The organism is Bacillus sp. YBWC18, assembly GCF_002998775.1.
Classification (GTDB): Bacteria; Bacillota; Bacilli; order Bacillales; family Bacillaceae; genus Bacillus.
This window is the reverse complement of sequence record NZ_PVRI01000002.1, coordinates 191,087-214,829: the sequence shown is the minus strand read 5'-3', so window position 1 is coordinate 214,829 and position 23,743 is coordinate 191,087. Positions and strand designations below refer to the sequence as shown.

Genomic DNA, 23,743 nt, shown 5'->3' with positions numbered 1-23,743 from the left:
ACTGAAACATGGTCAAGAACAAGGAGAAATATTTTTAAGGAGAGAATAATATGAAGTACACAGTTATTACAGGAGCAAGCTCAGGTATCGGATATGAGACAGCATTAGCATTTGCTGCTCGTGGCAAAAACTTAATTATTGCAGCTAGAAGATTAGATAAATTAGAAGAACTTAAATCAACCATTCAGAATCTAAATCCTAGTTTAGATGTTATTATTCGGACAAGTGACCTATCTGTCAAAGATCAGGCATATACACTGTATAACAGTTTAAAGGAGTATCAAATTGAGACTTGGATTAATAATGCTGGTCTTGGTGAAACCTCTTCTGTCATAGATCAGAATTTAGATAAAGTAGAAACCATGTTACGCGTGAACATAGAATCCTTGACAATCCTTTCTACACTATTTGTAAGAGAATATGCTGATGTAGAGGGAACTCAATTAATTAACGTATCCTCAGCACTTGGATATGTAATTGCTGTTGGCAGTGTTGCTTACTCTGCTTCTAAATATTATGTTAGTGCCTTCACCGAAGGGCTTGCAAAAGAACTTGAACTGAAAGGTGCGAAAATGAAGGCAAAAGTTTTAGCACCAGCAATGACGGAAACAGAATTCGCAAAACATGCAAATGATATAAAAGAGTTTGATTACAAAGCAAATCTCCCTATGTACCACACAGCTAAGCAAATGGCAGGTTTTATGATGGAGGTTTATGACAAAGATGAAGTGGTTGGGGTTGTAGATGAAAACTATGAATTTAAGTTGAGAAAGCCGATCTTTCCAATACTAGAAAGCCTTTAAATCTAATTTTTATATATATATGGTAACATAATCGTTTAGCGATGGCACAAATGACACGTAGCAGAGCGCAAGAGATAAGTATAACTTATGGCAAATATCAAGGTTCCACAAACAGTTTGGGACTGGGAAGTGACTCTCTATTTTTGTAACAAAAAAAAGGGAATGAAAAGTAGTTTTTAAATTGAACCTGCAAAATGGACAGTAATGCTTAAAAAAGGCATACAACTGAAAAATGCTTGACGCATGAATTGCGCTACACTGGCTGACGTGTACTGCATTCGAACGCTATGGGCTGATGAACTCTAACATCTGTTCTACTGATTGAGTGTGGGAACACCAGCTGTAATAATCTCAAGGAAGGATGCTAATGAAAAAATGAAAACACTCATGAAAGCAGCTCAGATCACCAAGTATTCAAAAAATATCCATGCCAAAGTCAATGACATTCCAATTCCAGAAATCGATGAAAACGAAGTCTTGGTAAAGGTCAAAGCTGCGGCAGTCAATCCACTCGAAATGTTAATTATTACAGGCAGCGTGAAACTGATTCAAGATTATGAATTCCCATTAACGCTTGGTAATGAATTGACAGGAGTTATCGAAAAAATCGGAAAAAATGTGACAGAATTTCACGTAGGAGATGCCATCTATACACGTCTTCCCCTTAAAAAAATTGGTGCTTTTGCGGAATATGCCGCAATTGATGCTGCCGCAATTGCACCCATGCCAAAAAATTTGTCTTACGTGGAAGCCGCTGCTGTACCACTGGCTGGACTCACAGCGTATCAAGGTCTACATGAAGAACTTGAGGCACAGTCAGGTAAATCTGTCTTCATTCCAGGTGGATCAGGCAGCTTTGGTCAAATGGCTGTACCAATAGCAAAGGAAATGGGCCTAAATGTCATTGTTAGTGGCAACTCAGAAGCGCGCGAACGCACTTTGGAAATGGGTGCAGACCAATATTTGGATTATGCAATAGAAAACTATGTTGACTTGTTGTCGAATGTGGATTACGTGATTGATACACTGGGACCTAAAGAATTTGACAGTGAATTGAGTATCATCAAACCGGGCGGAAGATTGCTCTCTCTCCGTACAGGACCAAATAAACGTTTCGGGAAATACCTAAATTCCCCATTGTGGAAACGAATATTATTTTCCCTTGCTGGCGCAAATTATGACCGCAAAGCTAAGAAACAAAACGTGGAATATCATTTTATTTTCGTTCGTTCTGACGGCGCACAACTTAAAGAGATTACCAAAATCATTGAAGAAAACAACATTGTTCCAGCAATTCATCCAATACTATTTACTATAGACAACGTAAATGAAGCGCTAGAACTAGTCGCAAATGGACGACCAAAAGGGAAAGTGATTATTAATTTTTAAGGGGAATATGAAGAAAGCAGTCAAAAAGTTGAGATCATTTATGTAAAGGATTTTGAAAGGATAGAAAAACTTCAGCAAGCCGGAGTTCTGTATCAGTAATTATAAAACATGGAGAACTAGCCATCCAATTTTCCCTATAAAAAAGTTGGATTTAAGACAGGTGGTTACTTTAACAGACATGCCACGACATGGTAATTACTGTCTGTTTATAAAAAACACTATATATAGACTAGAGATTAAAATTCTTAATCAATAAGATGAAAAAGTAAAGAACAATCCTTGTTTTGACTTATCATTTTTAACCATAATTCACATAAACGTATAGAAACGATGGCAAATGAATATAAGGAGTGTAATGGAAATAAGCTCCATAACCAATGATATGGTTTTATTATGTTGAGTGCTTAGTGGAATGAAAAGAAGCCGGAATTTAGACCGGCTTCTTTGATATTATTTCCCCTTCTCCCGCTTCCGTTTCTCCTTCTCCGCCCGGTAAAACTCATGAAACATCTTCATCAGCGCCCGCTTCTCAATACGGGATACATAGCTCCGCGAAATCCCGAGCTCCTTTGCTATTTCCCGCTGCGTTTTTTCTTTCTTTAAATCAAGACCGAACCGGCCGACGATGACTTCTTTTTCTCGGCCGTCGAGAATGTCGATATACTCCTTTACTTTTTCAAGCTCCATGTTGAGCTGAATGGTATCGATCACATCTTCACTTTCTGATTTTAAGACATCAATTAAAGAAATTTCGTTGCCTTCTTTATCCTGACCGATGGGGTCATGTAAGGAGACATCCTTTTTAGTTTTTTTGAGTGCGCGTAAATGCATCAGAATTTCGTTTTCAATACACCTTGCCGCATACGTTGCCAGCTTTGTTCCTTTTCCAGAGGAATAGCTTTCGATGGCTTTAATGAGTCCGATCGTCCCGATGGAGATGAGGTCTTCAGCGTCTTCCCCGGTATTTTCAAATTTCTTGACAATATGGGCGACGAGCCGAAGGTTATGTTCAATCAGCATATTTCTCGCGTGTTCATCGCCCTGTGCCATAAGGGCTAAGTATTTTTTTTCATCATCTCCTGAAAGGGGCTGTGGAAAGGCATTGTTTTTGACATAGGACACTAAGAACACCAATTCTTTGACCATCAATCCCATCGCTGTAAATACTCCTGCCACGATTTTCACCTCCACCATGTTTAGGCCACTGCCTATATCCTCAAATGTATGTGAAGGGGGGATTGTCTGTGTCTGTACGATGAAAAAATCATCTTTTTCGAAAAAAACGGGCTTCTGTTCGTCTGTTTTTGCTGCCCTTCTCATATGTTTGCGGTTTCTTTGCGGTGCTTGGCGGTCAAGAAGCGTGCTAAAATATGTAATATTAGACCGAAAAGGAAGGGGTTTTTTCGGAACATGGGGAAGGTTCTTTCTTCACATGTAGGTATGAAAATTAATGAATGGTATCGAATGATACGGCAGTTCAGTGTTCCAGATGCGGAAATCCTGAAAGCAGAAGTAGAAGCGGAAATTGAACAAATGGAAGAGGACCAGCATTTACTGATTTATTATCAGCTCATGTGTTTTCGGCACCAAATCATGCTTGACTATATACACCCTTCAAAATATCAACCTTTCTCAGTATCTAATCTTGTCGATAAAATCGAAAATTCCAATCATGAGTTATCTGATATGCTGCATTATTACCATGCATTTTTTCGTGGCATGCATGAGTTTAGTCAAAAAGAATATTTAGAAGCCGTCAAATATTATCGAGTGGCAGAAAAACAGCTGTCCATGGTATTTGATGATATTGAGCAGGCTGAGTTTCATTTTAAAGTAGCAGAAGCCTACTATATAATGAAGCAAACGCATGTCTCGATGCATCATATTTTAAAGGCGCTGGAAATATACGATCAGCATGATGCCTACTCTATTCGCATCATTCAGTGCCTTTTTGTTATCTCAGGAAACTATCAAGATCTAAAACGAAAAGACCGGGCACTGCCTCATTTAAAAAAAGCAAAACAGCTCGCATCACAGATTGATCACCCGCGGATATACAGTTCAGCGCTTTATAATTTAGGAAAATGTTATGGGGAGCTGGGCTATAGAGAGGAAGCAGAACGCTATTTAACGGAATCGGCTGATATTGCCTGTAAAGAGCAGCTTCCCACGCTTCCCCATACGCTCTATACGCTGGCAAAACTGCTTTTTAGACAAAATGAACAAGTGGAAGCACGCCGCATATTAGAAGATGGAAAATTAGCTGCAAAGAAGCATGAAGACCAGCTATTTTGTCATATGTTTGAGTATCTGGATGCTTTATATGTTCAAGGAATGAATGAAGAACAACTGCAAAAAACCATTGATTATTTGGAAAAACTTAGCCTATACTCTTATATAGAGGATATCTCACTAGAAATTGCGACAGCCTTAGAAGCCTCTCAACAATACCAGAAGTCCAACCAGTATTATCAGAAATTATTATGGGCTCAAAATCAAATCCAAGAAGGAGAGTGTCTGTATGAATTCTAAGCAACGTTCGACAGTTGAAGAGAGAAACCAAACGTGAAACAAAAAGCGGGCCTGATGGGCCGGCTTTTTTTTATGTCAAAAAAGAAGTCAGAGATGCGGACCGTGACTATGAATGCTGAATGATTCATCAAAAAGCGGGCAATTTAATCTGTAAGAATGTTCTGTGGAGGCGGTCAAATGAGAGGGTTGCATGTCTTGATGTGTATATTGCTGCTATGTGCTTTTGTTCCTAATGAAGTAGAGGCATATACATTAAAACGAGTCGATCTTGAAAAAACGGGACATGCCTTTTGGGACATGAGAGCGGAACGGAAAAAGATTGCGATCACCTTTGATGATGGACCTCATCCAGTTTACACGAATCAAATATTGGATGTGCTGAAGCAGCATCAAGTAAATGCCAGCTTTTTTGTCGTAGGAAGCCGGATTCACGCATATCCAAAGATCGCAGAACGGATTGTGGACGAAGGAAATGAGCTTGGCAATCACACGATGAATCATACGTATTTTGACCTGTTATCCTCAAAAGAGATCAAGCAGGAATTAAAAGAATCAGCGGCTCATATCGCTTCACTTCAGCCTGGCGGACCCTTATTATTTCGCCCCCCTGGCGGCCGCTTGACGATGACATCATTCCGCATTTTGTCAAAGCAAGGATATGATGTGGTTATGTGGTCCTTTACGCAAGATCCGAAGGACTGGTCAAGACCAGGCTCACGCAAAATTGCGAGCCGGATTATTGATCATATTCAAGGCGGCGATATCATTCTTTTGCATGATGGCGGGGGCAATCGGAAGCAGACGGTAGAAGCACTGAAACAAGTGATTCCTGAATTAAAGGATCGAGGCTATGAATTTGTCAAAGTGAGCGAACTGCTGCATCATGACAAAGCGTATGTACCTGTTCACCTGCAATAGGAAGCATTCGTCAAAAACAGTCATTCATTGAAACCAAAAGTCTTGTCGTTTACTATATGAAGAGGGCTTTTGGAGGTGAATGTTGTGAAGAAATGTGTTGTCCTTTTTATCCTGCTTTGTGTCGCTGCTGGGTGCTCAAAGCCAGAACAAGAAAGTGTCATTGCATTTGGCGACAGCAATACAAGGGGATCAAACTGGGACTTTCGAGATTATCCAACATCTGAAAAATGGGTGAATCTCATGAAAAACGTCGAGCGCGGCCAAATTCAAGTGAAGAATGCAGGCATTGGCGGGCAGACAACTGAAGACGCGAAGCTTCGCTTTGAGCAGGATATTTTAAAGCAGAAACCAACTTACGTCCTCATCATGTTCGGTACGAATGATGCGGCGATTTTAGATGGGAAACATCCCCGCGTGACGAAAAAACGATTTAAAGAAAATGTATCCTACTTCATTTCTGAAAGTAGAAAAGAAGGCATTACCCCGATTCTCATGACCTGTGTACCTGTTGTAGAAGGCGGAAAAAAGGGCTTGTATTACTACTCTAGGTATAAGTCATCTTATTTTGCGGAGAGAGGCGGGGCAAGAGCTTGGCAAAATTCCTATAATGACATTACGAGAGAAATAGCCAAGGATCAGCAAGTACCGCTTGTCGATAATTGGAAAGCGTTCATCCGAGAAGCTGGTGAAGATAGTGACAATGCGCTGATTCAATCAGGTTTGATCGACCCTTCTGGCAATCATATGACGCCAAAAGGGGCAAGAATTATTTATAACGAAATCAAAGAGCGTGATGTTATCAAACATTTTTAAATGATGGCCATCTGCCTAAACAAGACCATCCATCCAGCATAGTCTAACAGTATATCTTCCTAGAAGGAGGTAACTGATATGTGGGGATGCCCTTATCCTTACCCTGCGTGTTCACCTTATCCAGCTCAAGGAGCAGGAATCGGTTACGCTTTTCTTGTTGTGTTCCTTGTGGTCATTTTGGTCGTAGGCGGAGGGTTATGGTTTTGGAATGAACAGCCTTGCAAATAAGACACCTCTTCTTTGATGAGAAGGGGTGTTTTTTACGGAAAATAGTAGTAAGCCTATAGCGCAAGTGATATAATATCAGTCACCTGAGTTTAAAAAAGGAGAGTGCTCGGGAGGCATGGTTCCTGCGAAATGGAATTAAGAGGAAACAGAGAGCATATGCCCGAGCGAACGTCTTTTCATTTCTGTCTCAATTAATTCAATGAAGTCGCGATTTAAGTTCATTTCATTTGCTTTATAATACGATTCTATAAGTAAATCATCTGACAGCTTTTTCATACTAGAAACCCATATGATGGGAAAAACACCTCCCCTGAAAAAGTTGGCATAAAACTTAAGGAAAAGACATATCATCATAGGTTGATCGAATGTCTCTGAAGTACCTTTAATCTACCATGAATGGGAAACAAGAACAATCGTTCTGTTATCCACATGGTGAAGTGGATAACTTGTGGGTAGAGTGTTTATAATTGAATGAAAGCGTGATGAAATATAGGTGGATAATGTGTGTAAAATTATCCACACCTGTTGAAGGTCCTCATCATATGTCGAAAACTTTTTCATTGTATTCGATAGACAGACAAATTGTGATTTGATTCGACACAATCGCTGAAAAACCAATGGAAGAAAGGGTGCAAATTGTGCTAAAGAAGTATTTCTTACCGGATGAATTTGTGAAAAGCATTTTCCATATTTCACCGCAAAAACTAAAAGAACGAAATGTAAAAGGAATTATTACCGATTTAGATAACACACTAGTAGAATGGGACCGTCCAAGTGCGACGCCCCGCTTAATTGAATGGTTTCAAGAAATGAAGGATCACGGGATACAAGTGACGATTGTATCGAACAATAATGAAAAAAGGGTCAAGCTTTTTTCTGAACCAGTTCATATCCCGTTTATTTATAAAGCGAAAAAGCCTATGGGAAGAGCCTTTAATAAGGCAGTCTCTGATATGCAATTGAAAAAAGAAGATGTGGTGGTCATTGGGGATCAGCTCATGACCGATGTACTAGGCGGGAATCGTCATGGCTTCCATACGATTTTGGTCGTCCCTGTCGCTGCCTCGGACGGATTTTTCACCAAGTTTAACAGGCAGATTGAACGCAGAATTTTAGGAGCCTTAAAGCGTAAGGGCCACATTCAGTGGGAGGAAGAGTAATAATGGAAAAGGTTGTTTGTATTGGCTGCGGTGTAGCCATTCAGACGGAAGATAAAGATCAATTAGGATATGCGCCGGCAGCATCTCTATTGAAAGAAGATGTGATCTGTCAGCGCTGTTTTAGGTTAAAGAACTACAATGAAATACAAGATGTTTCTTTAACAGAAGACGACTTTTTAAATATATTGCACAGCATTGGAGAGACAGATTCTCTGATTGTAAAGGTCGTTGATATTTTTGACTTTAACGGAAGCTGGATCAATGGGCTGAGTCGTATTGTCGGTGGTAATCCGATTTTACTCGTCGGCAACAAAGTAGATATTTTACCGAAATCCGTGAAAAAAGATCGTCTGATTCATTGGATGAAACGGGAAGCGAAAGAAAACGGATTGAACCCGATCGATGTTTTCTTAATCAGTGCAAGCAGAGGTCAGGGCGTACCTGAGGTGATGGAAGCGATCGATCATTACCGCGAAGGAAGAAATGTCTATGTCGTCGGCTGTACGAATGTTGGAAAATCAACATTTATCAACCGAATCATCAAAGAAGTATCTGGCGAAGAGAACGTGATCACCACATCCCAATATCCAGGTACAACACTTGATGCCATTGAGATCCCGCTTGATGACGGATCTGCTCTATTTGATACGCCGGGCATTATCAACCGTCATCAGATGGCGCACTATGTCAGCAAAAATGACTTGAAGATCTTAGCGCCGAAAAAAGAATTGAAACCGAGAACGTTCCAATTAAATGAAGCACAAACGCTTTATTTTGGCGGCCTTGCTCGATTTGATTATGTAAAAGGCGGCAGAACGTCATTTGTCTGCTATATGCCAAATGAGCTGAACATACACAGAACAAAGTTAGAGAACGCAGATGATTTATATGAAAAACATGCCGGGGAACTGCTATCACCGCCATCAAAAGAGGGGATGGAAGATTTCCCTCCGCTCGTTCCGCATACCTTTACGATTGATCAGCCGAAAATGGACATCGTCTTTTCAGGCTTAGGATGGGTAACGGCAAATGATGCAGGGAAGCAAATCAAAGTCTATGCGCCAAAAGGCGTTCATGTGTTTATGAGACGTTCGTTAATTTAAATGTTCAAAGGGGGAGAGACCTTGAAACCTTTATACGGATTAATCGGTAACCCTGTTGGTCATTCAATGTCTCCGGATATTCATAATGCAGCATTGAAGGATGCTGGGATTGATGGACATTATCATGGCTTTCAAGTAGAAGACGAAGACCTTAAAGATGCCATTCGCGGTATGAAAGCCTTAGGAATAAGCGGCTTTAACGTCACTGTTCCGCACAAGGTAGACATTATGCAGTACCTTGATAAAATTGATGTGACAGCTGAACGCCTGCGTGCAGTCAATACGGTGCGGCTTGAAGGAGGTCAGCTCGTCGGGTACAACACAGATGGAGAGGGCTTTCTTCATTCATTGCTTGAAGCCTTGGATCAGCCTTTAACAGAGCTGTCATTTCTAATGATTGGTGCTGGCGGAGCAGCAAGAGCGATTTATACGACAATCGCTGACTATGCACCGAAAAGCTTTGATATCACCAACCGCACCATTGAAAAAGCTGAGGCTTTAATTGAAAGTGCAGATGGGAACATCACATCTAGTGCCATTACTTTAAAGACAGCAGAAGAACGACTTGGGGAATATGATGTCATCATCCATACGACCTCAATCGGTATGTACCCGAATGTTGAAGAAACCCCGATTTCTTTAGCAAACGCAAAAAAAACAGCGGTCGTTTGTGATATTGTGTATAATCCAATAGAAACAAAGCTGCTCAAAGAAGCAGCCGGGTTAGGTTTGAAAACAGTAGATGGTGTCGGCATGTTTGTTGGACAAGCAGCAAGAGCCTTTGAACTGTGGACAGGCATCACGCCTGACGCCAGAAAAATGAAGTCAATTGTAATAGAGAAATTAGGAGGAACACCATGTTAAAAGGGAAACAAAAACGTTTTTTACGTGCAAAAGCACATCATTTATCACCTATTTTTCAAGTAGGAAAAGGCGGGGTAAATGACAATATGATCAAGCAAATTTCCGAGGCGCTTGAAGTAAGAGAACTGTTAAAGGTCAGCGTATTACAAAACTGCGATGAGGACAAAACGGAAGTTGCGAAAGCACTTGTAAAAGGTGCAAAAGCTGAACTTGTTCAAACGATCGGAAATGTGATTGTCCTTTATAAAGAATCGAAGGAAAATAAACAAATTAAGCTGCCGTAAAGGTGGATGTGATATGAAAAAAATAGGGTTGTTCGGCGGTACGTTTGATCCTCCTCATAATGGTCATTTGCTGATGGCGAATGAAGTGCGTTTTCAAGTGGGGCTTGATGAAATGTGGTTTATCCCAAATCACAAGCCCCCTCATAAAACAGACCGGAAACGAGCAGATAGTCGTCACCGGGTGAAAATGGTGGAAGCGGCGATCCAGTCAAATCCATATTTTCGGCTGGAGCTCATTGAAATGGAGCGAGAGGGTCCATCTTATACAGTGGATACGGTGGAGCTTTTAAAGAAGCGTCATCCTGAAGATGAGTTCTTTTTTATGATTGGAGCGGACATGGTCGAGTATTTGCCAAAATGGCATCGGATTGATGATTTGCTTCAGATGATCACCTTTATTGGGATGAAAAGACCGGGTTATGCCGGAAGTACGGCATATCCTCTTTTATTTGCAGATGTTCCAGCTTTTGATGTATCATCGACATTGATTAGGCAGCGAATAAAGCAGGAAAAACCTGTCGATTATTTGATACCGAAAGCTGTTGAGCGTTATATAAAGGAGCATCATTTATATGAATCGTGAAGAAGCATTGAACTGTGTCAAAGAGCAGTTAACAGAGCATAGATATACACATACACTCGGGGTCATGAGTGCAGCCATTTCATTAGCGGAACGGTTCGGTGCAGATGTGAAAAAAGCAGAGATCGCCGCTATTTTTCATGATTATGCGAAATTTAGACCAAAGGAAGAAATGAAGGGAATTATCCAGAAGGAACAGATGAACCCTCTATTGCTTGAATATTCGCCTGAGCTTTGGCATGCCCCGGTTGGTGCTTATCTGGTTAAAAAGGAAGCAGGCATTGACGATCAAGACATTTTAACTGCCATTGAATTTCATACATCAGGCAGGCCAAACATGACATTACTTGAAAAGGTCATTTATGTCTCTGATTATATCGAACCAGGACGTCATTTCCCTGGTGTTGAAGAAGTAAGAGAGTTAGCAGAGCATGATTTGGATAGCGCGCTGGTTCAGTCACTAAAAAACACCATCAGCTTCTTATTGAAAAAGAATCAGCCAGTCTTTCCAGATACATTGGCTACTTACAACTCGCTTGTGCATAAGAACAATTAAGGAGGAATTTGGATGGATTCATCATCAATTTTAAACGTCGCGGCAGGAGCATGCGATGATAAACGGGCTGAGGATATTATTGCCCTTAATATGCAAGGAATCTCACTTGTTGCCGATTATTTTCTCATTTGTCACGGGAACTCTGATAAACAAGTGCAGGCCATTGCAAGAGAAGTAAAACATCTTGCAGAGGAAAGTGGAATCGAAGTGAAGAAGATGGAAGGCTTTGATGAAGCAAGATGGGTATTGATTGATCTTGGTGATGTCATTGCTCATGTGTTCCACAAAGAAGAAAGAGGATACTACAACCTAGAGAAGCTATGGGGAGATGCGCCGAGAGAAACGCTTTCACTTGGCATTAACTCATGATTTATCAAGGGTTTGCAGGTGTGTATGACGAGCTCATGACACATGCACCTTATGATGAATGGGTTCAGTGGATCCAGCAGAATATCAAACCGAATGCTGCCATTATTGATGTTGGCTGTGGGACTGGAGAAATTTCTCTTCGGTTAGCTGAAAAGGGCCACACAGTCACAGGAATTGACCTCAGTGAAGAAATGCTGGCCTTCGCGCAGCAAAAAGCACAGGCGAAAAAGCAGTCAATTCAATTTTTACACCAAGATATGAGAGAGCTTACGGGTTTTGAGCAAGTCTTTCAAGCAGCGGTTATTTGCTGTGATTCCTTGAATTACTTAAAAAACGAAAATGACGTCAAAAAAACCTTTAAAAACATGTTTCAGCTTTTAGAGGCAGATGGGGTTTTACTCTTTGATGTTCATACACCTTATAAAATGGAAGAGGTATTCCCAGGTTCGACTTATGCCGATCAAGATGAAGAGATCAGCTATATTTGGCAGAGTGATAAAGGGGATGACGTGTATTCGGTCATTCACGATTTAAGCTTTTTTGTAAAGGACGGAGACGTGTATCAGCGTTATGATGAGACACATGAACAGCGTACATTTCCATTTGAGACATATGCGGCGTTCCTTGAGTCCGCTGGCTTTGAACAGATCGAAGTGACCGCTGATTTTACAAATGAAGTCCCTGGGGAATTCGCCGAAAGATATTTCATTTCAGCTAAGAAACCAAAAACCATCGTTTAATGGAACGATGGTTTTTTAAAACCCTTTTTTCGCTTGTTGCAGAGATGATTAATTTCTGCGATCATCAGTAAACACACTTGGCGGGTATTGATGCGCAACCGCTTCAAGGTCTTCATCGAATTTTTCATGGGTGTTTTGAAAGAGGCGGTGAAACATATCTTGAACACCTGCTTCAAGTGCTTTAATCCCTTCACCAGTGACGCCGCCTTTAACACACACTTTGTCTTGCAGTGTCGGAAGGGTATAGACTCTTTTTTCAATCAAACGGCCAAGTCCTACAAGCATATCTTCTGATAAGGTGGTGGCTTCTTCTTTAGAAATATCTGTTTCTTCGACAGCTGCTTCAATCATTTTCTGAACGAGAAAGCTGATAAAGGCAGGACCGCAGCTGACGATATCTGACGCCGCTCTTGTAATCGAATGATGAATCTCAATGGGTGTTGAAATGCAGGAAGCTAACTGTCTTAACGCTGTTTTCGTCGCGACATTGCATGACGATCCAAATGTTAAAAGTGACGCCCCTGATAAAGCGCGGTTCGTAATGCTTGGAATCAGCCGGGCTGTTTGACAAGGAACGATATCCTGAAGCTGTTCAGGATGTACCGGGCTTGTGATGATGACAATGGTTTGGTGCTCTGTTAAAAGAGGGCTCAGCTCTTTTAAAAGTGGATAAATATCAAGCGGTTTGACACAAACAAAGATAAAATCTTTATTCGTGACAGCTCCTGTAAGCTGTTTCGTAACTTCAAGCTCTGGGTGGTTCTTTTTTATATTGAACGCTTTTTCAATGGTCCGGTTTGTGATGGTGATGGATGAGGGATTGACTGCCTTTGATTCAATAAATGCCTCAGTAAGTATGGTACCCATGTTTCCTGTACCGATTATCCCTATATTCAAACGTTCTCCCTCCTTAGACGCATAGGATCTGTTATCTTCTAAACAGTATGTTGAGCAATAGAAAAATATGATTGAAAGAAGCGTGAGCACGTGAAGCGACTCATTCCATTGAAAAAATACAGTCTTTATATCGGAGCTGGGCTCATGGTCGTGATCATCATCACTTTCTTCCTTTTCGCAGGAAATAGGGAGAGCAGCAGAGAGCCAAGTGTATTGAAGGAAGATAAAGACATACAAGTCACATTAGAAGACAAACAAGAAAAGACCGATCATGAATCATCTCCCATTTTTGTAGAGGTCAAAGGAGCTGTGAAAAAACCAGGTGTTTATACGTTTCAATCTGATGCACGGGTAGAAGAAGCGATTCGAAGAGCAGGGGGCTTTACTAGTAAAGCAGACACGATTGAAATCAATCAAGCAGCAAAATTAGAGGACAGTATGATGATTTATGTCCGGAAGCAGGGAGAAGCGGAGAGGCAGACACAAATATCAGCTGCTGACGCTCCATCGGGTAAAGAAAAGAGTCAAGGTGTCAATGTCAATCAGGCTGATGCGGCGGAATTGCAAACCATTAACGGAATAGGGCCAGCTAAAGCAGAAGCCATCATTACGTACAGAGAGGAACACGGGGAATTTCAACAAATTGAAGATTTGCGGAACATTTCAGGTTTTGGGGAGAAGACCATTGAACGGCTGAAAAGTGAATTGACCGTTAAGTAGAATTGACGGTATAGAAGGAAGGCATGTACACTTAATACCAACCATCATTCTGGAGGGATCAGCTCGTGGAAAGAATTTCATGGAATCAATATTTTATGGCACAAAGCCATTTGCTTGCTTTACGAAGCACCTGTGAGCGATTAGCTGTTGGGGCGACCATCGTCAGAGACAAGCGTATCATTGCAGGGGGATATAATGGCTCAATTGCTGGTGATGTCCATTGTGCAGATGTGGGATGCTATGTCATTGATCATCACTGCGTTCGCACCATCCATGCGGAAATGAACGCTATTTTACAATGTGCCAAATTTGGTGCACCTACAGCGGATGCTGAAATATATGTCACGCATTTTCCTTGTTTGCAGTGCTGTAAAGCCATTATTCAAGCGGGTATTCGAACCGTGTACTATGCAAAGGATTATAAAAATCACCCATATGCCGTTGATTTATTTGAGCAGGCAGGTGTGCAAACGGAACAAGTTGAACTGGATGAAATGATCATCGACTTAAAAAATCAAGAAAAATTGGCCTTTGTTGCAGATTTAATTGGCAAGCTAAGTGAATCAGGACTTAGTGAAACAGAAATTCGCGTTATGCATGAGAAGGCGAATCAATTATTTACTTCCTATGTTTAATTATTTGCCGTTTGGGGCAATTTCAGCAGCTGTTGGAATTGCTCTGGCTGCATATCATCTTCATATGTATTTCCTTCTCTTTCTTCTCATCATATTACTTCTCAGCCTACTGAAAAAAATTCCCCGGCTCTTTCTGATGGTCAGCCTATGTGGAGCTGTTTATACTCTTATTTTTATGGTTCATGAGTTTTTTGAAACGGATCAACCTGTACAAGAAAAATTTCTTTCCGGCTCCGTTGTGATTGAAAGTATTCCGAAAACAGATGGCAATCGTTTTTCAGCAACTGTGTCAACAGAACATGAACGGCTAGCCGCTTTCTATACCATTCAAACAGAGCGTGAAAAAGAGGCGCTAAAAGATGTAGAGCCAGGTATGAGCTGTCATATGACAGGTGAAGTTCGGCCGCCTAAACACGCAACCATTCCTAACGGGTTTCAATACGATCAATTTCTAAAATCAAAAGGCATTAGCGCCATTTTCTTACCGCAGTCAATCAAAGGCTGTACAAAAAAAGACAGACCTTCCTATTATCTTCAAGCGATGAGACAAAAGGGCTTAAAATTCTTAGAAGATCATGTGCCAAAAAACTCTGTAGGCATTGTACAGGCCCTTATTTTTGGTGACCGTGAGTTGATTGATCCTGACACATTAAGAGACTATCAAATGCTTGGCATTATTCATCTGTTAGCGATCTCAGGACTGCATGTGCAAACGCTTCTTGCCTGTTTATTTTGGTGTCTGCTTCGTGCCGGTGTGTCAAGAGAGACAGCACGTATTCTTCTATTATGCTTTCTTCCTGTTTATGCTTGTTTGACAGGTGCTGCACCATCGGTTTTAAGAGCTTGTCTCATGGCAGGAATCTATTTAGTGATGACGAGCCTGCCGAAAGAAATGAAACAGCCTTCTGCTGTCGTATTAAGCGCAACGTTTTTACTCTTATTAGCGATTCATCCTCTATATCTATTTGATATCGGATTTCAGCTTTCATTCGTGGTAACGTTCTTTATTTTGTTATCGACCAAAATCTTATCACAAGCGAAAAGTGCAGTGATGCAGTTATTCCTTATATCCTTTGTTGCGCAGCTTGCCTCGCTTCCTGTTCTTTTATATCATTTTCAGCAATTTTCTTTGCTGGGCATCCCATTGAATATGATGTTTGTCCCTTTTTATACGACGGTTGTCCTGCCTCTGTCCTTACTCTTTTTTCTTTTGTCCATCATTTATCTCCCTCTTGGACAAGCATTGTTCCAGCTGCTTGATTCGGTCATCCAGCTAAGTCATCAGTTGTCAGCACATATGGCAGTTTTTGATGGGTTTAACTTGATTTTTATGAAATCTACTTGGTGGCATATTCTTCTGGAAGTGAGTGCCATTGTTTTTCTGCTGTTTGTGATGGAGTGCAAAGCTTCTGTGAAATCCTATTCTGTGCCAATTCTTTTTTTCATTGGTGTTTTGAGTGTACACTTTTTTACTCCGAACTTTCTCCAAAAAGGGGAGGTCACGATGCTGGATGTAGGGCAGGGGGATAGTTTGTTTATTCAACTGCCCTATCGAAAGGGGCATCTGCTTGTGGATACAGGGGGCAGACTTTCTTTTGAAGAGGAACCGTGGAAAAAAAGACGTAAAGTATCTACGATCGGTGATCAAACGCTGATCCCGTTTCTGCATTCTAAAGGTATAGCAAAACTTGATGTGCTGATTCTCACGCATGCGGATCAAGATCACATGGGAGAAGCGGTTCGTTTAATCAACCGAAATAAAGTAAAGCGGCTGGCCATACCAAAAGGCTTTGCCCGAAGTCCAGAGGACGCAAAGCTGCTAAAAGAAGCAGCTAAAAAAGGGATATTTATTGATGAATTAGAAAGAGGAGATCAGCTCCGAGTTGGAGAGCACATATTTGAGGTTCTGCACCCTTTGCAAGACCGAGTGACAAGTAAGAACAATGATTCACTCGTTCTGGCTTTTACTCTTGGCGGAAAACGTTTTCTGTTCACTGGAGACCTTGAACAAGAAGGGGAACGAGACATCATAGAAGCCTATCCCCACCTGCGAGCGGATGTCTTAAAGGTTGGGCATCATGGGAGTAAAGGGTCAACAAGTGAGGAGTGGCTTCGACATCTGGAGCCGTCGCATGCACTCATTTCGGCTGGTGAACGCAATCGTTATCAGCATCCTCATCAGGAAGTTTTGAAAAAACTAAAGGATCATCAAATGGAGGTGTACCGCACAGATCGAGACGGTAGTGTGACCTATGAATTTCTTGAGAAGAAAGGAACGTTTTACACGCAACCTCCATATGATATCTTACAAAATCAATAAAAAAACTGCCTAAACGGCAGTCATTTAGCAATCATGAAGTTAAGATCCAACGAGGTGTATAATTGTTGCCAAAATAAACATTGAGGCGAAAAATCCGAATGTGACGATAAAACCAACGGCTGAGTCGGTCACATCATTCCGCTTGCTTTGAACATTTTTTTCAAATTCATTCATTTTCATCCCTCCTGGCTAATTTTAGTATACTTGAACTCATTTGGAATTGCTAGAAGGTAAAGTAACCGTTTTCCATTTTCATGATCATTTTATGAATATCGTCTGACAGCGAGCTGACCCGGGAGCTTGCACCAGACGTTTACTATAAATGAGGAGGCGGCACTTTCAGCTTCCTCTTTACTAATGTCTTCACACACTTTAGGATAGAGGAGGAAGTGAAAGAGAGGGATTCAATTTATGGTCTTTGAAGTTTGGAACAATTTAAAAAGAGGGGATATCCATCCCGTTTATTGCTTATATGGAAAAGAAACGTATTTACTGCAAGAAACAGCAGCTAAATTAAGACAAGCTGTAGTAGACGAGGAGACGAAGGATTTTAATTACTCCGTCTTTGATATGGAAGAGGTGCCGCTTGAACAGGCTGTGACGGATGCAGAAACCTTTCCGTTTATGGGAGAAAGGCGGCTCGTTGTGATCAAGAATCCTTATTTTCTTACAGCGGAAAAGAAAAAGGAGAAGATTGAGCATGAGCTTTCTGTGTTAGAAGCTTATTTAGAAAAGCCGGCGCCTTATACCATTCTCGTGTTATTAGCACCATATGAAAAGCTGGATGAACGGAAGAAAATCACCAAATTGCTAAAAAAGAAAGCGGCTATGGTTGAGGCAAAAGAGTTAAACCCAAAAGAAACAACGGATTTCACCATTACACTGGTGAAAACAGAAGGAAAGGCGATGACATCTGAAGCGGCTGAGCAGCTTGTGATGCTATGCGGTGGGAGTCTATCCTCATTGTTTCAAGAGGTCAGGAAGCTGAGTACATATATTGGAGAACGAGAAGAAATTGAATTAGCGGATGTCAATCAGCTCGTTGCAAGAAGCTTAGAGCAGAATATTTTCGAATTAATTAACCAAATTGTCAACAGACGCCGCTCTGAGGCCATGCAGATGTTTTATGATTTGCTGAAACAAAATGAGGAACCCATTAAAATATTAGCACTCATATCAACTCAATTTCGATTGATTTTGCAGACGAAGTATTTCGCTCAGCAAGGATATGGGCAAAAACAAATTGCTTCAAATCTAAAAGTCCACCCATTCCGCGTCAAACTTGCTATGGATCAGGCAAGGCTGTTTTCAGAAGAAGAGCTCAAGCAGATTGTCAAAGAGCTATCAACGATCGATTATGAAATGAAAACCGGTAAAAAGGACAAGCAGCTATTGTTAGAATTGTTCCTGCTTCGACTATTGGGCGCTTGAACATAAAAAAACGACCTTCTAAAAAGAGGGTCGTTTTTGTTTAGATGTATAATTGCCAGTCTGTCCTAATGGCTGAGCCGGTCAGGACGGACGTACAGTTAAACAGTTGCCTCATCACTGAGGCGTTGCAAGCATTATGCAGAAAGTCCGTTTACTTGTTTAGCAAGTCTTGACTTGTAACGCGCAGCTGCGTTTTTGTGTACAAGACCAGTTTTAACGGCTTTGTCAATGCGTTTTGCAGCAGAAGAAAGAGCAGCTTTTGCTTGCTCAGCATCGTTGTTAGCTACAGAAACTTCAACTTGTTTAATCGCAGTACGCATCGCAGACTTGATTGTTGCGTTGTGTGCACGGCGTTCGTTATTCGTTTTTGTACGTTTGATCGCTGATTTAATATTTGGCATGTGTTTCACCTCCTAAGATACAACCTAAACACAATTGTCTTAAGGTTAAATCTTCACAATAGAACAAGTTGTATTCTATCAAACACACCTTTAGAATGCAATATAAATGTAAAGTATTTTTCATTGATGAAGCGCTCGAATGTTTCTTTAAAGAGATGGAAAGACTACTGTTAATTACTTGGTGGAAGGAGTCTTTTTATGGAGAAACAGAAACTTGATTTAAGTGCTTATCAAATCCGGACAGACTTGGCTGTTGAAACAAAAGAGATACTAGAACAAGAGAACGATCCGAATGTCGTCAAAAAGGACGGAATTCAAGGGATTGTCGAAAAGGAAAAAGAGGAGCACGGCATCCGTATACGCACAGTGGAGATCACGAAAGAAGGGGAGGAGCTGACCAGCAAAAAGGCAGGAACATACTTGACGCTTGAGGCGCAGGGCATTCGGGAGAAAGATTCTGAGATGCAGGAAAAAGTCGTCGAAGTATTTGCGCGTCATTTTGCTCAGTTTTTAAAAGACCGAGGCATTCAGGCTGATGCGAGCTGTCTTGTAGTAGGACTAGGAAACTGGAATGTCACGCCAGATGCGCTAGGCCCGCTCACGGTTGAAAGCCTGCTTGTGACCCGGCATCTCTTTGAATTGCAGCCGGAAAATGTACAGGAAGGGTATCGCCCAGTGTCCTCTTTATCACCGGGAGTGATGGGACTGACCGGTATTGAAACAAGCGACATTATACAAGGTGTAATCGAGCGGTCCAAACCTGATTTTGTCATTGCAATCGATGCTCTTGCTGCTCGTGCAGTGGAACGGGTGAATACCACGATTCAAATCTCTGATACAGGCATCCATCCCGGTTCAGGTGTAGGGAATAAGCGGAAAGAATTAAGCAAAGAAACGTTGGGGATTCCAGTGATTGCGATTGGCGTTCCAACAGTGGTAGATGCAGTAACCATTGCAAGTGACACAATTGATTATGTCTTAAAGCATTTTGGTAGAGAACTGAAAGATGACCGGCCATCCCGCTCTCTTGTGCCGGCTGGTTTGACTTTTGGGAAGAAAAAAGTGCTAAACGAAGAAGACTTACCAGATGAGGAAACACGTCAATCATTTTTAGGTATCGTAGGAACTCTTCCTGAAGAAGAGAAACGGCAGCTGATCCATGAAGTACTTGCGCCGCTAGGGCAAAATTTAATGGTCACGCCTAAGGAAGTGGATACATTCATTGATGATATGGCAAACGTACTCGCCAATGGATTAAATACAGCACTCCATCAAAAAATCTCTCAAGATAACATGGGTTCTTATAATCATTAATCGGTTCTACTTTCTCTAGCTCGCTCATAGTGTAATTACTAGAAAGCGTGCTGGAGGGAGTAAATCATGAAAAAAAGACCCCGCCGTCCTCGACAGTTGGTCGTTGCGATTAATGGAACAAAAGTAGTGAAAAGCATTTTCTTATTTATAGCCTCGCTTGTTGTGGTGTTTGTGATGTCAGGGGCGTTGACATCTTTAAAGCCAGAGCTGAGGCCGCAAGCCTCGCTATATGGTGTAGCAGATGAGCTTTCCGGAGCGTTCTTCGCTACATTAATGGGTATGGAAAATCAATATTTCGCCTCAGCAGTCCCGAAAGATCAAAAAGGGTTTCATTTCTCTGGACTGTCACTCAAGCTTGCGACTAGTATCAATTTAGAAGACCCGCGTAGTTTTCTAGGGAGAGAACTCCCAGGTTTTGAACATTTTGATACAAAAATCATCTTAGCGGGTGAAGGAACAGACTATACCAACATGCCAATGGAATCGCCGCCGCCAAGTGAAGTCATCCAAGATGAAAAAGAAGCAAATTTGGCAGAGCTGGACAAGCTCGACAAAGATGTGCCGAAAAAGCCTGCGAAAGAGCCGGACCGGTCGACAGGAAAACGAAAAGCCGTGTACATTTACCACACGCATAATACGGAATCATATTTACCATTTTTAAAAGGAGAAACGAATCCAAACAATGCACGGCACTCAAAAGTGAATGTCACCCTTGTCGGCGATATGTTCGGAAAGGCGCTTGATCAGCAAGGCATCGGGAATACGGTCGACAAAACGGAAGTTGAAAAAAGGCTTCTGCAAAAAGGATTAAAGTATCCCCAGTCTTATAATGAATCAAGATTGGTCGTAAAAGAAGCCTTAGCGAAAAATGATGACCTCGAATACTTAATTGATATCCACCGTGACTCAAGAAGAAAGAAAGACACCACTGTCGAGATCAAAGGGAAAAAATATGCGAGAATTGCGTTTGTTGTAGGGAAGAAGAATCAAAGCTATGAGAAAAACCTCAAGCTTGCGACGGAGTTCCACCATTTGATGGAGAAAAAATATAAAGGTCTTAGTGTCGGTGTGTTTGCCAAAGGAGAAATTGGCGATAATGGAATTTATAATCAAGATTTATCCGACAAAGCCCTTCTTTTAGAATTTGGCGGAGTGGATAATAATATGGAAGAATTGAAAAATGCATCCAATGCAGCAGCTGATGTCTTCAGCGACATTTTCTGGGACGCGGAAAAGGTAAACGGCAAAGCAAAGGATGAGAAAAAACGCTCTTAAGGTGGTGACGGTGCATGGGATCATTTATTGGAAAAACCATTATTTTAGGACTAGTCTTGCTATTTGGCGTCTTTTTAGGAATGCAGCAGGCGAATAATGGCATGCTGCAAATGAAGGGTTACCATGACCCGCAATTAAAAGGCGCGTTCTCCATCCAAATGAACGAAGATGAAGAACGAGAAGCCTCTATCTTAGGAACGGCTGTTACAGAAAAGGATCTTGCCGAAAAACAAAAGCAGCTTGAGGAAATAGAGAGCTTTAATGCCTTCTCCAAGGCAGGAAAAGCGCTGTCTGATGGCATGACACATGCAGCCCGTTCTCTTTATGATTGGATGAATGGGAAATAAACAAATCAACACCATATGACTAAAGCCGCTGACCGATGAGCGGCTTTTCTTGATTTCGATTGAATCTTTACAGCCCTATTGATATAATCTAAGCTAGCGCAACCCGCGTTTTATAGTAGGAGTGATAGATTGTGACAGATAAAGAAAAACGATTAGAACGGCAATCAAGAATTCGAAATTTCTCCATTATCGCCCATATTGACCATGGGAAATCCACATTGGCGGACCGTATTTTGGAAAAAACAGCGGCGATTACTCAGCGAGAAATGAAAGAACAATTACTTGATTCCATGGACTTAGAGCGTGAACGCGGCATAACGATTAAATTAAACTCTGTCCAGCTGAAATATAAGGCGAAGGATGGAGAAGAATATATTATGCACCTGATTGATACACCAGGGCATGTCGACTTCACCTATGAGGTATCTCGAAGCCTTGCTGCCTGTGAAGGTGCGATTCTTGTAGTAGATGCAGCACAAGGAATTGAAGCACAGACACTTGCGAACGTTTATTTAGCTCTTGATAACAACTTAGAGATTCTTCCGATTATCAATAAAATCGATCTGCCAAGTGCAGAGCCTGAGCGTGTAAGAGAAGAAATTGAAGATGTCATCGGGTTGGATGCGTCTGAAGCTGTTCTCACCTCTGCTAAGGCGGGTATTGGGATCGAAGATATTTTAGAACAAATCGTCGAAAAGGTGCCGGCACCTGCTGGAGACCCAGAAGCACCGCTTCAAGCTCTTATTTTTGATTCTCTCTACGATGCGTATCGCGGCGTTATTGCGTACATACGAATTGTTGAAGGAACCGTCAGACCAGGTGAGAAAATCAAAATGATGGCGACGGGCAAAGAATTTGAAGTGCTTGAAGTCGGCGTATTCACACCAAAAGCCATGCCGACAGATGAACTCACTGTTGGAGATGTTGGCTACTTAACAGCAGCGATTAAAAATGTCGGTGATACACGTGTGGGGGATACGATCACAAGTGCGGAGAACCCAGCGAAAGAAGCGCTGCCAGGATACAGAAAGCTGAACCCAATGGTGTACTGCGGACTTTATCCGATTGACACAGCGAAATATAATGACTTACGTGAAGCCCTAGAAAAGCTTGAATTAAATGATTCTTCCCTTCAATATGAGGCAGAGACATCCCAAGCACTTGGCTTCGGTTTCCGCTGCGGCTTTCTTGGAATGCTTCATATGGAAATCATCCAAGAACGGATTGAACGTGAATTCAAAATCGATCTTATTACGACAGCACCAAGTGTTATTTACGATGTGTATATGACAGACGGAGAAAAAATCGTCGTAGATAACCCGTCCAATCTGCCTGATCCGCAAAAGATTGAGCGAATTGAAGAACCATACGTGAAAGCAACAATGATGGTGCCGAATGACTATGTAGGCTCTGTCATGGAGCTTTGCCAAGGAAAGCGCGGCAATTTCATTGATATGCAATACCTTGATGCAAACCGAGTGAGCATTGTGTACGAAATTCCTTTGGCGGAGATCGTGTACGAATTCTTTGATCAGCTCAAGTCCAACACAAAAGGCTATGCGTCCTTTGACTATGAGCTGATTGGCTATCGCCCATCTACTCTAGTGAAAATGGATATCATGCTGAATGGCGAAAAAATCGATGCCCTTTCCTTTATTGTTCACCGTGATTACGCATATGAACGAGGCAAGATCATCGTAGAAAAGCTGAAAGAACTCATTCCACGCCAGCATTTTGAAGTACCAGTTCAAGCAGCGATTGGACAAAAAATCGTGGCTCGTTCTACCATTAAAGCGATGCGTAAAAACGTACTTGCTAAATGTTATGGTGGAGACATTTCCCGGAAAAGGAAGCTTCTTGAGAAGCAAAAAGAAGGGAAAAAGCGCATGAAACAAGTGGGCTCTGTTGAAGTCCCGCAAGAAGCATTTATGGCTGTGCTGAAGATGGACGACAGCACACCGAAAAAATAACATCCTCCTCAAGGCAACCTGCTTTACAATGTCAGCCTTGGCGTTTATAGTCGAAAACAAACAAAGGTGCCGCAGCGATAAACTGCGGCTCTTT

At 41.6% G+C, this 23,743-nt stretch carries 27 protein-coding genes; 22 read left to right on the top strand and 5 right to left on the bottom strand.

What is annotated here, in order from left to right; all coding sequences use genetic code 11:
* The first annotated feature begins 50 nt into the window (after positions 1-50).
* Complete coding sequence (locus tag C6348_RS07380) at positions 51-803, top strand: SDR family NAD(P)-dependent oxidoreductase (RefSeq protein ID WP_106031284.1); 753 nt, start codon at positions 51-53, stop codon at positions 801-803.
* Positions 804-1,178: 375 nt separating this feature from the next.
* Positions 1,179-2,192: an NADP-dependent oxidoreductase gene (locus C6348_RS07375; RefSeq protein ID WP_003217281.1), complete on the top strand. Its 1,014-nt coding sequence runs from the start codon at positions 1,179-1,181 to the stop codon at positions 2,190-2,192.
* A 450-nt stretch (positions 2,193-2,642) separates the two neighbouring features.
* Here C6348_RS07375 and sigK read toward each other — a convergent pair whose 3' ends face one another.
* A complete protein-coding gene (sigK, locus tag C6348_RS07370) occupies positions 2,643-3,368 on the bottom strand; it encodes an RNA polymerase sporulation sigma factor SigK (protein WP_034620857.1) in 726 nt (241 codons plus the stop codon).
* Between the two features lie 234 nt (positions 3,369-3,602).
* On the opposite strand from sigK, the gene C6348_RS07365 reads away from it, so the two are divergent.
* From C6348_RS07365 to C6348_RS18860, 4 genes are all read left to right on the top strand, one after another.
* Positions 3,603-4,724, top strand: a complete 1,122-nt coding sequence (locus C6348_RS07365) for a response regulator aspartate phosphatase (RefSeq protein WP_106042458.1) — start codon at positions 3,603-3,605, stop codon at positions 4,722-4,724.
* A 177-nt stretch (positions 4,725-4,901) separates the two neighbouring features.
* Positions 4,902-5,642, top strand: coding sequence for a polysaccharide deacetylase family protein (locus tag C6348_RS07360; protein ID WP_106036887.1), 741 nt, complete (start codon positions 4,902-4,904; stop codon positions 5,640-5,642).
* 84 nt (positions 5,643-5,726) lie between these two features.
* Positions 5,727-6,455, top strand: a complete 729-nt coding sequence (locus C6348_RS07355; protein WP_223249890.1) for an SGNH/GDSL hydrolase family protein — start codon at positions 5,727-5,729, stop codon at positions 6,453-6,455.
* Between the two features lie 78 nt (positions 6,456-6,533).
* A complete protein-coding gene (locus C6348_RS18860) occupies positions 6,534-6,683 on the top strand; it encodes a hypothetical protein (protein WP_003217499.1) in 150 nt (49 codons plus the stop codon).
* A gap of 135 nt (positions 6,684-6,818) precedes the next feature.
* Here C6348_RS18860 and C6348_RS07350 read toward each other — a convergent pair whose 3' ends face one another.
* Positions 6,819-6,959, bottom strand: coding sequence for a sporulation histidine kinase inhibitor Sda (locus C6348_RS07350; RefSeq protein ID WP_003217327.1), 141 nt, complete (start codon positions 6,957-6,959; stop codon positions 6,819-6,821).
* Positions 6,960-7,321: 362 nt separating this feature from the next.
* Here C6348_RS07350 and C6348_RS07345 point away from each other — a divergent pair, with 362 nt between their 5' ends.
* The 8 genes from C6348_RS07345 to C6348_RS07310 are packed head-to-tail and all read left to right on the top strand — an operon-like array spanning position 7,322 to position 12,339.
* The gene (locus C6348_RS07345; protein WP_034662006.1) at positions 7,322-7,843 is read left to right on the top strand and encodes a YqeG family HAD IIIA-type phosphatase; all 522 of its coding nucleotides are present in this window, start codon (positions 7,322-7,324) and stop codon (positions 7,841-7,843) included.
* 2 nt (positions 7,844-7,845) lie between these two features.
* Entirely contained in the window at positions 7,846-8,946 is a 1,101-nt protein-coding gene (yqeH, locus tag C6348_RS07340; RefSeq protein WP_106031286.1) for a ribosome biogenesis GTPase YqeH, read from the top strand.
* A gap of 21 nt (positions 8,947-8,967) precedes the next feature.
* Entirely contained in the window at positions 8,968-9,810 is an 843-nt protein-coding gene (gene aroE, locus C6348_RS07335; protein ID WP_034661380.1) for a shikimate dehydrogenase, read from the top strand.
* On the top strand, positions 9,804-10,094 hold the full coding sequence (yhbY, locus tag C6348_RS07330; RefSeq protein WP_034661378.1) for a ribosome assembly RNA-binding protein YhbY: 291 nt from the start codon (positions 9,804-9,806) through the stop codon (positions 10,092-10,094). Before aroE ends, yhbY begins: the two co-directional genes overlap by 7 nt.
* A 13-nt stretch (positions 10,095-10,107) precedes the next feature.
* Positions 10,108-10,677 carry a nicotinate-nucleotide adenylyltransferase gene (locus tag C6348_RS07325; protein ID WP_034661376.1) on the top strand — a complete coding sequence of 190 codons (570 nt, stop codon included), beginning with the start codon at positions 10,108-10,110 and terminating at the stop codon, positions 10,675-10,677.
* The gene (gene yqeK, locus C6348_RS07320; protein ID WP_106042456.1) at positions 10,667-11,230 is read left to right on the top strand and encodes a bis(5'-nucleosyl)-tetraphosphatase (symmetrical) YqeK; all 564 of its coding nucleotides are present in this window, start codon (positions 10,667-10,669) and stop codon (positions 11,228-11,230) included. Before C6348_RS07325 ends, yqeK begins: the two co-directional genes overlap by 11 nt.
* Before the next feature lie 12 nt (positions 11,231-11,242).
* Positions 11,243-11,599 (top strand): ribosome silencing factor, encoded by a 357-nt coding sequence (gene rsfS, locus C6348_RS07315; RefSeq protein WP_003217467.1) that lies wholly within the window; start codon positions 11,243-11,245, stop codon positions 11,597-11,599.
* Positions 11,596-12,339: a class I SAM-dependent DNA methyltransferase gene (locus tag C6348_RS07310; RefSeq protein WP_106042454.1), complete on the top strand. Its 744-nt coding sequence runs from the start codon at positions 11,596-11,598 to the stop codon at positions 12,337-12,339. The genes rsfS and C6348_RS07310 overlap by 4 nt, the downstream gene beginning before the upstream one ends.
* A gap of 48 nt (positions 12,340-12,387) precedes the next feature.
* On the opposite strand, the gene comER is transcribed toward C6348_RS07310, so the two are convergent.
* A complete protein-coding gene (gene comER / locus C6348_RS07305) occupies positions 12,388-13,236 on the bottom strand; it encodes a late competence protein ComER (protein ID WP_106042452.1) in 849 nt (282 codons plus the stop codon).
* A gap of 90 nt (positions 13,237-13,326) precedes the next feature.
* Here comER and C6348_RS07300 point away from each other — a divergent pair, with 90 nt between their 5' ends.
* The 3 genes from C6348_RS07300 (at position 13,327) to C6348_RS07290 (ending at position 16,911) form a co-directional block, all read left to right on the top strand.
* Positions 13,327-13,956 carry a helix-hairpin-helix domain-containing protein gene (locus C6348_RS07300; RefSeq protein WP_106042450.1) on the top strand — a complete coding sequence of 210 codons (630 nt, stop codon included), beginning with the start codon at positions 13,327-13,329 and terminating at the stop codon, positions 13,954-13,956.
* Between the two features lie 65 nt (positions 13,957-14,021).
* Complete coding sequence (locus tag C6348_RS07295; RefSeq protein ID WP_034661371.1) at positions 14,022-14,591, top strand: ComE operon protein 2; 570 nt, start codon at positions 14,022-14,024, stop codon at positions 14,589-14,591.
* Positions 14,584-16,911, top strand: coding sequence for a DNA internalization-related competence protein ComEC/Rec2 (locus tag C6348_RS07290; RefSeq protein WP_106042449.1), 2,328 nt, complete (start codon positions 14,584-14,586; stop codon positions 16,909-16,911). The genes C6348_RS07295 and C6348_RS07290 overlap by 8 nt, the downstream gene beginning before the upstream one ends.
* Positions 16,912-16,950: 39 nt before the next feature.
* On the opposite strand, the gene C6348_RS07285 is transcribed toward C6348_RS07290, so the two are convergent.
* A complete protein-coding gene (locus tag C6348_RS07285) occupies positions 16,951-17,085 on the bottom strand; it encodes a YqzM family protein (protein WP_012010638.1) in 135 nt (44 codons plus the stop codon).
* Between the two features lie 237 nt (positions 17,086-17,322).
* Between C6348_RS07285 and holA the strand changes: the two genes are divergently transcribed.
* On the top strand, positions 17,323-18,342 hold the full coding sequence (holA, locus tag C6348_RS07280) for a DNA polymerase III subunit delta (RefSeq protein ID WP_060596647.1): 1,020 nt from the start codon (positions 17,323-17,325) through the stop codon (positions 18,340-18,342).
* 134 nt (positions 18,343-18,476) lie between these two features.
* Here the strand turns inward: holA and rpsT are convergent, their stop codons facing one another.
* Complete coding sequence (gene rpsT, locus C6348_RS07275) at positions 18,477-18,743, bottom strand: 30S ribosomal protein S20 (protein ID WP_008342485.1); 267 nt, start codon at positions 18,741-18,743, stop codon at positions 18,477-18,479.
* A gap of 198 nt (positions 18,744-18,941) precedes the next feature.
* Here rpsT and gpr point away from each other — a divergent pair, with 198 nt between their 5' ends.
* From gpr to lepA, 4 genes are all read left to right on the top strand, one after another.
* Positions 18,942-20,057, top strand: coding sequence for a GPR endopeptidase (gpr, locus tag C6348_RS07270; protein ID WP_034661368.1), 1,116 nt, complete (start codon positions 18,942-18,944; stop codon positions 20,055-20,057).
* A gap of 66 nt (positions 20,058-20,123) precedes the next feature.
* Entirely contained in the window at positions 20,124-21,332 is a 1,209-nt protein-coding gene (locus tag C6348_RS07265) for a stage II sporulation protein P (protein ID WP_034661367.1), read from the top strand.
* Positions 21,333-21,346: 14 nt separating this feature from the next.
* On the top strand, positions 21,347-21,679 hold the full coding sequence (locus tag C6348_RS07260) for a YqxA family protein (RefSeq protein ID WP_060596648.1): 333 nt from the start codon (positions 21,347-21,349) through the stop codon (positions 21,677-21,679).
* A gap of 131 nt (positions 21,680-21,810) precedes the next feature.
* Positions 21,811-23,649 (top strand): translation elongation factor 4, encoded by a 1,839-nt coding sequence (gene lepA, locus C6348_RS07255; RefSeq protein ID WP_075611661.1) that lies wholly within the window; start codon positions 21,811-21,813, stop codon positions 23,647-23,649.
* Positions 23,650-23,743: the final 94 nt, after the last annotated feature.